The 8,050-nt window shown below is 73.2% G+C and carries 8 protein-coding genes; 6 read left to right on the top strand and 2 right to left on the bottom strand.

Features of this window, described 5'->3' with window-relative positions; all coding sequences use genetic code 11:
• The first annotated feature begins 161 nt into the window (after positions 1–161).
• Positions 162–314 carry a hypothetical protein gene (locus ABZX96_RS26670; protein ID WP_355549246.1) on the top strand — a complete coding sequence of 51 codons (153 nt, stop codon included), beginning with the start codon at positions 162–164 and terminating at the stop codon, positions 312–314.
• A 16-nt stretch (positions 315–330) separates the two neighbouring features.
• On the opposite strand, the gene ABZX96_RS26665 is transcribed toward ABZX96_RS26670, so the two are convergent.
• Positions 331–1,344: an alpha/beta fold hydrolase gene (locus ABZX96_RS26665; RefSeq protein WP_355549245.1), complete on the bottom strand. Its 1,014-nt coding sequence runs from the start codon at positions 1,342–1,344 to the stop codon at positions 331–333.
• A 243-nt stretch (positions 1,345–1,587) separates the two neighbouring features.
• On the opposite strand from ABZX96_RS26665, the gene ABZX96_RS26660 reads away from it, so the two are divergent.
• The 4 genes from ABZX96_RS26660 (at position 1,588) to ABZX96_RS26645 (ending at position 3,895) form a co-directional block, all read left to right on the top strand.
• Positions 1,588–1,809, top strand: coding sequence for a hypothetical protein (locus tag ABZX96_RS26660; protein WP_355549243.1), 222 nt, complete (start codon positions 1,588–1,590; stop codon positions 1,807–1,809).
• 169 nt (positions 1,810–1,978) lie between these two features.
• Positions 1,979–2,632 (top strand): TetR/AcrR family transcriptional regulator, encoded by a 654-nt coding sequence (locus tag ABZX96_RS26655; protein ID WP_355549241.1) that lies wholly within the window; start codon positions 1,979–1,981, stop codon positions 2,630–2,632.
• Between the two features lie 269 nt (positions 2,633–2,901).
• Positions 2,902–3,129 carry a DUF3107 domain-containing protein gene (locus tag ABZX96_RS26650; RefSeq protein ID WP_355549240.1) on the top strand — a complete coding sequence of 76 codons (228 nt, stop codon included), beginning with the start codon at positions 2,902–2,904 and terminating at the stop codon, positions 3,127–3,129.
• Positions 3,130–3,613: 484 nt separating this feature from the next.
• Entirely contained in the window at positions 3,614–3,895 is a 282-nt protein-coding gene (locus ABZX96_RS26645) for a hypothetical protein (RefSeq protein WP_355549238.1), read from the top strand.
• A gap of 185 nt (positions 3,896–4,080) precedes the next feature.
• On the opposite strand, the gene ABZX96_RS26640 is transcribed toward ABZX96_RS26645, so the two are convergent.
• A complete protein-coding gene (locus ABZX96_RS26640; RefSeq protein ID WP_355549236.1) occupies positions 4,081–4,818 on the bottom strand; it encodes a ferritin-like fold-containing protein in 738 nt (245 codons plus the stop codon).
• A 658-nt stretch (positions 4,819–5,476) separates the two neighbouring features.
• On the opposite strand from ABZX96_RS26640, the gene ABZX96_RS26635 reads away from it, so the two are divergent.
• Complete coding sequence (locus ABZX96_RS26635; protein WP_355549234.1) at positions 5,477–7,999, top strand: DEAD/DEAH box helicase; 2,523 nt, start codon at positions 5,477–5,479, stop codon at positions 7,997–7,999.
• Positions 8,000–8,050 lie beyond the last annotated feature (51 nt).

Here is an 8,050-nt window from a genome sequence, read left to right as displayed (position 1 = left end):
GTCCGGCCTGCGGCGCCTGGAACCCGCCCGGAAGCCCCCCGGACACAGGAGCCGCGAAGGGTGCCGTGGGCGGGCCGCCCTCAGCGGCGGGGTACAGCGCGTCCCGACGGCGGCGCCCCGTGCCCGTAGGGCCGGTAGGCACCGCCCCCAAGGGAGCGCCGGTGTCCATCGGCGCGCCCGGTATGCCGACGGTTCCGCGGCTGTTCATCGGCGCGCCCGGTATGCCGACGGTTCCGCCGGCGTCCATCGCTGTGCCCGGTATCCCGGCCGTTCCGCTGTCCCCGGTCGTCCCGGTCTCGTCCCGGCGGCTGTGACGTCCCACTCGGCCTGTCAGCTCCTGCCCGCGTCGGCGGTCGCCTCGACGGCCGCTCCGGTGTGCGTTCTACTATCCGGTGCCTCGTCGATCAGGTCGCGGATCGCCCGCGCCACCGTCTCCGGGTACTCCATCATCGCGACGTGCCCCGCCTCCGGCAGCGTCAGCAGGCGCGAGTCCCTGAAGGCCGCGGCTGCCCGGCGCGCCATCCGGACGGAGACGAGGCGGTCGCGTCCGCCGTAGACGAGGAGGGTCGGCGCCAGGACGCGTTCGGCCTGCCGCCAGAGGTTGTGCTGGCCGCCGAGGGTGTAGGCGTCCACGATGCCGCGCGCGCCGCGCGTCATCACGTCCCAGAAATAAGGGAGTTCCAGTCGGCGCGCGTATTCCTCCACCGCCGCGGTGAAGTCCTCCGAGGTGACCAGCGAGGGGTCGCCGTAACACAGGGCCAGCACCTCACGGGTGCGCCGTTCCGGCGTCCAGTCCTTCGTCAGCTTGCTGAACAGCCGGGCGGCGCCGGGCACCGCGAGCATCCCGGTGGGGATCGCCGAGAGCTGCGGGCGCAGTTCCGGCAGCGCGGGCGAGATCAGCGTCAGCGTCCGTACGAGGTCGGGGCGGACCGCGGCGACCCTGGTGACGGCTGCGCCGCCCATGGAGTTGCCCACCAGGTGCACCGGTCCGCGTCCGCTCGCGTCCAGGTAGCGGATGACGGCGCGGGCCAAACCGGAGATCGAGTAGTTGCCGTCGTCCGGCGGCGGCGAGTCACCGAAGCCGGGGAGGTCCAGCGCCTCCCCGTCCACGCGGTCGGCGAGCAGCGGCATCAGGGCCGACCAGTTCTGCGACGAGCCGCCCAGTCCGTGGACGTACAGCGCGGGCGGCAGGCCCTCGGTGGCCTCCGCGCGGGCCCGCACGCTGAGCGTGAGGCCGGGGAGGGACACGGAGCGCACCGTCTCCCCCGCTCCCACGCGCGAACCTCGGCCCGCCGGCGGGACCGGTGGGACGGCCAGGGAGTCCGGCGACTCGGTCGAAGACATGGGGTCGATGTTACGAGACGATCACGCCCCCGCCCGTGTGTTCGCAGTCACACACCGCGTCGCGCGGGCGCGCGCCGTCTCCTACGCTCGGTTGTAGGCCCCCGGCCGCCACCACGGAGCCGGGGCCAGGGCCCTCGTCCGGTGCGGGGGCCGGGCTCGCAGGAGGACCGTCGCCGCCCCGCACGGGAGTCGGGGACCTTCGCCCCCGTGTAAGGGGCGTGTGCTCGGGAAAGGGGAGCCAGCATGTCGATCGATCCGACTGACCCGGAAACCTTTGAGGACGAGGCCACGACCACGGAGCTCGACGTCGAGGCCCCCGAAGCCGATGCCGCGGAGCAGCTCGCGGACGTCTCACGCCGCTACGACGACCCCTTGACCAGCGCGGATCCCGGCGTCGCCAGCGAAGCCGACCTGGCGGAACAGGCCCGGGTGGTGGACCTGGACGACGAGGACGAATACCGATGACTCGGGACACCGGAGGAATACCGGCGAACTACTGCCATATGTCGGATTCTCACAGCGTTTACCCGCAGAATTTCTCGTCTCGGAGCACGCGTTCCCGGGTTACCCAAAAGTACGATGGCGGGCGCGGCGCACCGCACTGCGCCGCGTAGGAACAACACTGGGAGGCAGCGTGAGCGCCATCGAGCAGACCGAGGCGGCACGCCCGCGGGGCACACGCCTGCCACGCCGCGCCCGGCGCAACCAGCTCCTGGGCGCGGCCCAGGAAGTCTTCGTGGCGCAGGGCTACCACTCCGCCGCCATGGACGACATCGCCGAGCGGGCCGGCGTCAGCAAGCCCGTGCTCTACCAGCACTTCCCCGGCAAGCTCGACCTCTACCTGGCCCTGCTGGACCAGCACTGCGAGGCGCTGCTGCACTCGGTGCGCACCGCGCTGGCGTCGACCACCGACAACAAGCAGCGGGTGGCCGCCACGATGGACGCCTACTTCGCGTACGTGGAGGACCCGGGCGGCGCGTTCCGCCTGGTCTTCGAGTCGGACCTGACCAACGAGCCGGCCGTGCGCGAGCGGGTGGACAAGGTCTCGCTGGAGTGCGCCGAGGCGATCAGCGAGGTCATCGCCGAGGACACCGGGCTTTCCAAGGACGAGTCCATGCTGCTGGCCGTCGGCCTGGGCGGGGTGTCCCAGGTGGTCGCCCGCTACTGGCTGTCCTCGGAGAGCTCGGTGCCCCGCGCGACCGCCGTCCAGCTGCTGACCTCGCTGGCCTGGAAGGGCATCGCCGGGTTCCCGCTGCACGGCGGCGAACCGCACGGCGAGGAGGAGTAGGCGCTCGCCTGGCCTGCCTGCCTGTCTGAAGCGCACCGGCTACCTGAAGCACACCGGGTCGCGTCCGGTGCGCTTCGGCGTTCCTTATGGCGGTGCCGTGTTCGCTCCCGGCGTTCTTCGCGGGGGCGTCGTGTTCGCTCCCGGCGTTCTTCGTGGCGGCCTGTCCGTCCCCGCACCGGGCTAATGTGTGCTGATAGGGCGCGGATCACCGCGTACCCCGCCTTGGTTCCACCAAGGGGTAACCCCGGATCGTCGGAGGGACATAAGCCGTGGAGGTCAAGATCGGCGTGCAGCACGCGCCCCGCGAGATCGTGCTGGAGAGCGGGCAGTCTGCCGAGGAGGTCGAGCGTGCGGTGGCCGACGCGCTGGGCGGCAAGTCGCAGCTGCTGAGCCTCGTCGACGACCACGGCCGGAAGGTCCTGGTCCCGGCGGACCGGCTGGCCTACGTGGAGATCGGCGAGCAGGTCTCCCGCAAGGTCGGGTTCGGCGCGCTGTAAGGCTGCCGCGAGGGGCCCGCGGGTCTCCGCGAGGGGCCCGCGGGTCTCCGCGAGGGGCCTGTGGGCCTCTGCGAGGGGCCTGGTGCCCCGCCCCGCCACCGGCGGGACCGCGCACACGCGAGGACGGCGGCGGTCCGGAGAATCTCTCCGGACCGCCGCCGTCTTGTGTTCCGGGGCCGTCCCGCGTTCCGGGGCCGGGCGGGAAACGGGCGTTCCGGGGCCGGGCGGGGATCCGGTGTTCCGGGGGCCGAGCGGGAATCCGGCGGCCCTGCGGGAGGTTCTCCGGAAGGCCGCCGACCTGCGGTGACGAAAGGGTTCTCCTTCGCGTCGCCGCGCAGGGTTGTACGTGACGACCCTTGGGTACGACGGCCGTACGACCAGTACGCGTCACGTGCCGCGACGACCGGTGGGCGTCGCGGTCCCGGTCACGACGACCGGCACGCGCCACGTGCTCGGCCACACCACACGGGAGGGGAAACACACCATGGTCTTGGAAGCGCTCGGCGCCGTCCTCATCGGCTTCGCCCTCGCCCTCGCCGCCGTGCGGCGGCTGCCCGACCGGTTCCCCTCCCGGCCGCTGACCCTGTCCACGGGCCCGGCCGCGGCGCTCCTGGGCGCGCTGCTGGCGCACTCGATCATGGGGCCCGGCCACCCCGTACAGGTACTGGTCGCCGCGCTGGGGCTGGGGGCCGCGCTGCTCTCGCTCCTGGTCCGCCCGGCCCCCGGCAGCGGGCTGCGCCGATCAGCGGTCGCCGGGCGCTGCTGAGGCCCGGCGAGACGGCCGGCACCGGGGCACCCGGCCGCCGCAGAAACAGACGCACCCGCCGTCCGCATGGCGCGGACGGCGGGTTTCGTATGAATCCGGCCGGATATGACCGATCGAGACCGACTCCTGTCACGTCGCGGACGGAGACCGCTCAGACCGACATCCCCACGCCGGACAGAAGCCGCTCAGGCCGACAGCCCCAGGGCCGCCATGCGCTTGGTGTGTGCCTCGGTGATGCGGGAGAACATGCGGCCGACCTCGGCGAGGTCGAACCCGTCCGCGACGCCGCCCACGAGCATGGTGGACAGCGCGTCCCGCTCGGCGACCACCCGCTGCGCCTGCGACAGCGCCTCGCCCATCAGGCGCCGCGCCCACAGCGCCAGCCGCCCGCCGACCCGCGGCTCGGCCTCGATCGCGGCGCGGACCTTCTCCACGGCGAAGCTGGCGTGCCCGGTGTCGTCCAGGACCGCGAGCACGAGATCCCGGGTGTCGGAGTCCAGGCGGGCCGCGACCTCCCGGTAGAAGTCGCTCGCGATCGAGTCGCCGACGTACGCCTTGACCAGGCCCTCCAGCCAGTCGGACGGCGCCGTCTGGCGGTGGAACTCGTCCAGGGCGGCGGCGAACGGCTCCATCGCCTCGTTCGGCTCGGCCTCGATGCCGGAGAGCCGGTCCCGGAGGCGCTCGAAGTGGTGGAACTCCGCCGACGCCATCTTGGCCAGCTCGGCCTTGTCGTCCATGGTCGGCGCCAGCTTCGCGTCCTCGGCCAGCCGCTCGAAGGCGGACAGCTCGCCGTACGCGAGGGCTCCCAGCAGGTCGATCACCGCGGCGCGGTACTGCGGGTCCGCGGATGCCCGATCCCAGTCCTGGGCGGCGATCCCGGTGAGTTCTCGGTCTTCGGCAGCGGCGTTGTCAGGCGTCTCCATGGAGCGCACAATAGCCCGCCCGGACGACGGGGGAAGTGCCTGGTGAGACACACACCGGCCGGGTGCGGGTCGGCCGGGGGGAGCCGCCCGGGAACGGTCCGGGGAGCCGGGCTCCGTACGCGCCGCGCCCGCCTCCCGCGACCGAACCGCCAGCCGGGGCGCCAACCGAGGCGCCAATCGGGACATTAACCCCCATATACGGTCGACGCGCCACTCCGAACCGTAACTGGTGCGTTCCGTTCCGTTCTTTGTTCATACAAACCTTCGGATACAGAGCCCTGTCCGGGGTACAGTGGTATTGCACCCGCCGAGTAGGATCGGTGGGTTGTTCCACGCATGCGGATGCCCGGTCGGTGGCCCGATCGGCTCCAACCCGACCGCCCTCTGCCGCGGCGCGCACGAGACGTGCGCCCGCGCGAGGGACACACCGCTCGCGGTAAGAGTGCTTGAGCGAAGGCAGTGGTCCCGCACCATCCGGCCCAGCGAGGCCGGCCCGTACGAACCGTACGAAGGCGCGGTAGGACCCCTTTCGCCGCCTCGTGCCGCGTCTCACAGAAGAGGCAAGATTCTGTCCACGTTCCGAGAGCTCGGGATTCTCCCCGAGACCGCCGAGGCCCTCGAAGCCGTCGGCATCACGTCCCCGTTCCCCATTCAGGAGATGACGCTCCCGGTGGCCCTGTCGGGCTCCGACGTCATCGGCCAGGCCAAGACCGGTACCGGCAAGACGCTGGGGTTCGGCCTCCCCCTGCTGGAGCGCGTCACCGTCCCCGCGGACGTCGAGGCGGGCCGGGCCGAGCCCGGGAAGCTGACGGAGGCGCCGCAGGCGCTCGTCGTCGTCCCCACCCGTGAGCTGTGCCAGCAGGTCACCAACGACCTCCTGACCGCGGGCAAGGTCCGCAACGTCCGGGTCCTGTCGATCTACGGCGGACGCGCGTACGAGCCCCAGGTCGAGGCGCTGCAGAAGGGCGTCGACGTGGTCGTCGGCACCCCGGGCCGCCTGCTGGACCTGGCCGGCCAGAAGAAGCTGAACCTCTCGCACGTCAAGGCGCTCGTCCTGGACGAGGCCGACGAGATGCTGGACCTCGGCTTCCTGCCCGACGTCGAGAAGATCATCTCGATGCTGCCGGCGAAGCGGCAGACGATGCTGTTCTCGGCCACGATGCCGGGCGCCGTCATCGGCCTGGCCCGCCGCTACATGTCGCAGCCCACGCACATCCGCGCCACCGCGCCGGACGACGAGGGCGCGACGGTCGCGAACATCACCCAGCACGTCTTCCGCGCCCACTCCCTGGACAAGCCGGAGCTGGTCTCCCGCATCCTCCAGGCCGACGGCCGCGGACTGGCGATGATCTTCTGCCGTACGAAGCGGACCGCCGCCGACATCGCCGACCAGCTCGCCCGCCGCGGCTTCGCCTCCGGCGCGGTCCACGGCGACCTCGGCCAGGGGGCGCGCGAGCAGGCGCTGCGCGCCTTCCGCAACGGCAAGGTGGACGTGCTCGTCTGCACCGACGTCGCCGCCCGCGGCATCGACGTCGAGGGCGTGACGCACGTCGTCAACTACCAGTCGCCCGAGGACGAGAAGACCTACCTGCACCGCATCGGCCGCACCGGCCGCGCGGGCGCCAAGGGCACCGCCGTCACCCTCGTGGACTGGGACGACATCCCGCGCTGGCAGCTCATCAACAAGGCGCTGGACCTGCCGTTCAACGAGCCCGAGGAGACCTACTCCACCTCGCCGCACCTGTTCGAGCTGCTCGGCATCCCCGAGGGCACCACCGGTGTCCTGCCGCGCGCCGCGCGCACCCGCGCCGGGCTGGCCGCCGAGGAGATCGAGGACCTGGGCGAGACCGGCGGACGGGGCCGCGGCCCCCGCAAGCCGGTCGAGGAGGAGCGGCCCCGGCGTTCCCGGCCGCCGCGCCAGCGGCGCCGGACCCGTGGCGGCGCGCCCTTGGACGGTGCGACCGCGCCGGGCGGGCAGTCGGCCGGTTCGTCTGCCGGTTCTCCGTCCGGCACCGGCTCGTCCGGCGCCGTGGAGGGTACGGACGCCGAGACGGCCCGCCGTCAGCCGCGCCGGCGCCGCCGGACGCGCGGCGGCGCGCAGGCCGGGTCGGTACCGGTCGCGGGGCGTCCGGTGACGTCCGCCGTGGCCCCGGCCGAGGGCGACTCGTCCGCCGTCGCGGCCCCGACGGCCGCGGCCAATGATGTGACGTCGGCCACCACCCCGTCGGAGTCCGCGTCCAAGCCGCGCCGCCGGACGCGCAAGCGCACGTCCGCCGAGCCGGTGGCGGAGGTCGCCGCCGAGGCGGTGGCGGATGCAGTGGAGTCGGTGCCGGCCGCTGTGGACGCGGTGCCGGCCGCCGTCGCGGCGCCGGTCGCGGAGGAGGCTCCGGCCAAGCCGAAGCGGACGCGCAAGACCGCCGCCACCAAGGCCGCCGAGGCTGTCGTGGAGACGGCCGAGGGTGCGGACGAGGCTCCGGCGAAGCCCAAGCGGACGCGCAAGACCGCCGCTGCCAAGGCCGCCGAGGTCGTGGACGCTGCCGAAGGCGCCGCGCCGGTCGCGGACGAGGCTCCGGCCAAGCCGAAGCGGACGCGCAAGACCGCCGTCAAGGCCGTCGAGGCAGTGGACACCGCCGAGGCCACGGACGAGGCCCCCGCCAAGCCGAAGCGGACGCGGAAGGCCGCCGCCACCAAGGCCGCCGAAGCCGCCGTGGAGACGGTCGAAGGCGCGGACGAGGCCCCCGCCAAGCCCAAGCGCACCCGCAAGACGGCTGCCGCCAAGGCCGCCGAAGCCGCCGTCGACGCGGCCGAGGGCACGGCGGAAGCCCCCGCCAAGCCGAAGCGGACCCGCAAGACCGCCGCCAAGGCCGTCGAGGCAGTGGACACCGCCGAGGGCACGGACGAGGCTCCCGCCAAGCCCAAGCGCACCCGCAAGACCGCCACCACGAAGGCCGCCGAAGCCGCCGTGGAGACGGCCGAGGCCGCGCCCGAGAAGGCCCCGGCCAAGAAGGCGGCAGCCAAGAAGACCGCGGCGAAGAAGACGGTCGCCAAGAAGGCCGCGTCCGCCAAGGCCGCTGCTTCCGGAGCGGCGGCGGAGGCCGGTGACGCGGACGAGGCCAAGCCCGTGCGCCGTCGCCGCCCCCGTGCCTCGGCCGCCGAGGCCGAGGCCGCCACGGAGGACTGAGCGAGGCGGTTCACCCGCTTCACGACGGCCCGGACCCGCATGTTCGCGGGG

Origin of the sequence: Streptomyces sp. NPDC003077, assembly GCF_040611095.1 — a bacterium.
Taxonomy (GTDB): domain Bacteria; phylum Actinomycetota; class Actinomycetes; order Streptomycetales; family Streptomycetaceae; genus Streptomyces.
This window is presented reverse-complemented; position numbering and strand designations above follow the sequence as displayed.

Bases quoted from the DNA above. Each gene is read 5' to 3' on its own strand.
- ABZX96_RS26665 (WP_355549245.1), bottom strand. From the start codon at position 1,344: ATGTCTTCGACCGAGTCGCCGGACTCCCTGGCCGTCCCACCGGTCCCG.
- ABZX96_RS26660 (WP_355549243.1), top strand. From the start codon at position 1,588: ATGTCGATCGATCCGACTGACCCGGAAACCTTTGAGGACGAGGCCACG.
- ABZX96_RS26645 (WP_355549238.1), top strand. From the start codon at position 3,614: ATGGTCTTGGAAGCGCTCGGCGCCGTCCTCATCGGCTTCGCCCTCGCC.
- ABZX96_RS26640 (WP_355549236.1), bottom strand. From the start codon at position 4,818: ATGGAGACGCCTGACAACGCCGCTGCCGAAGACCGAGAACTCACCGGG.
- ABZX96_RS26635 (WP_355549234.1), top strand. From the start codon at position 5,477: ATGACGCTCCCGGTGGCCCTGTCGGGCTCCGACGTCATCGGCCAGGCC.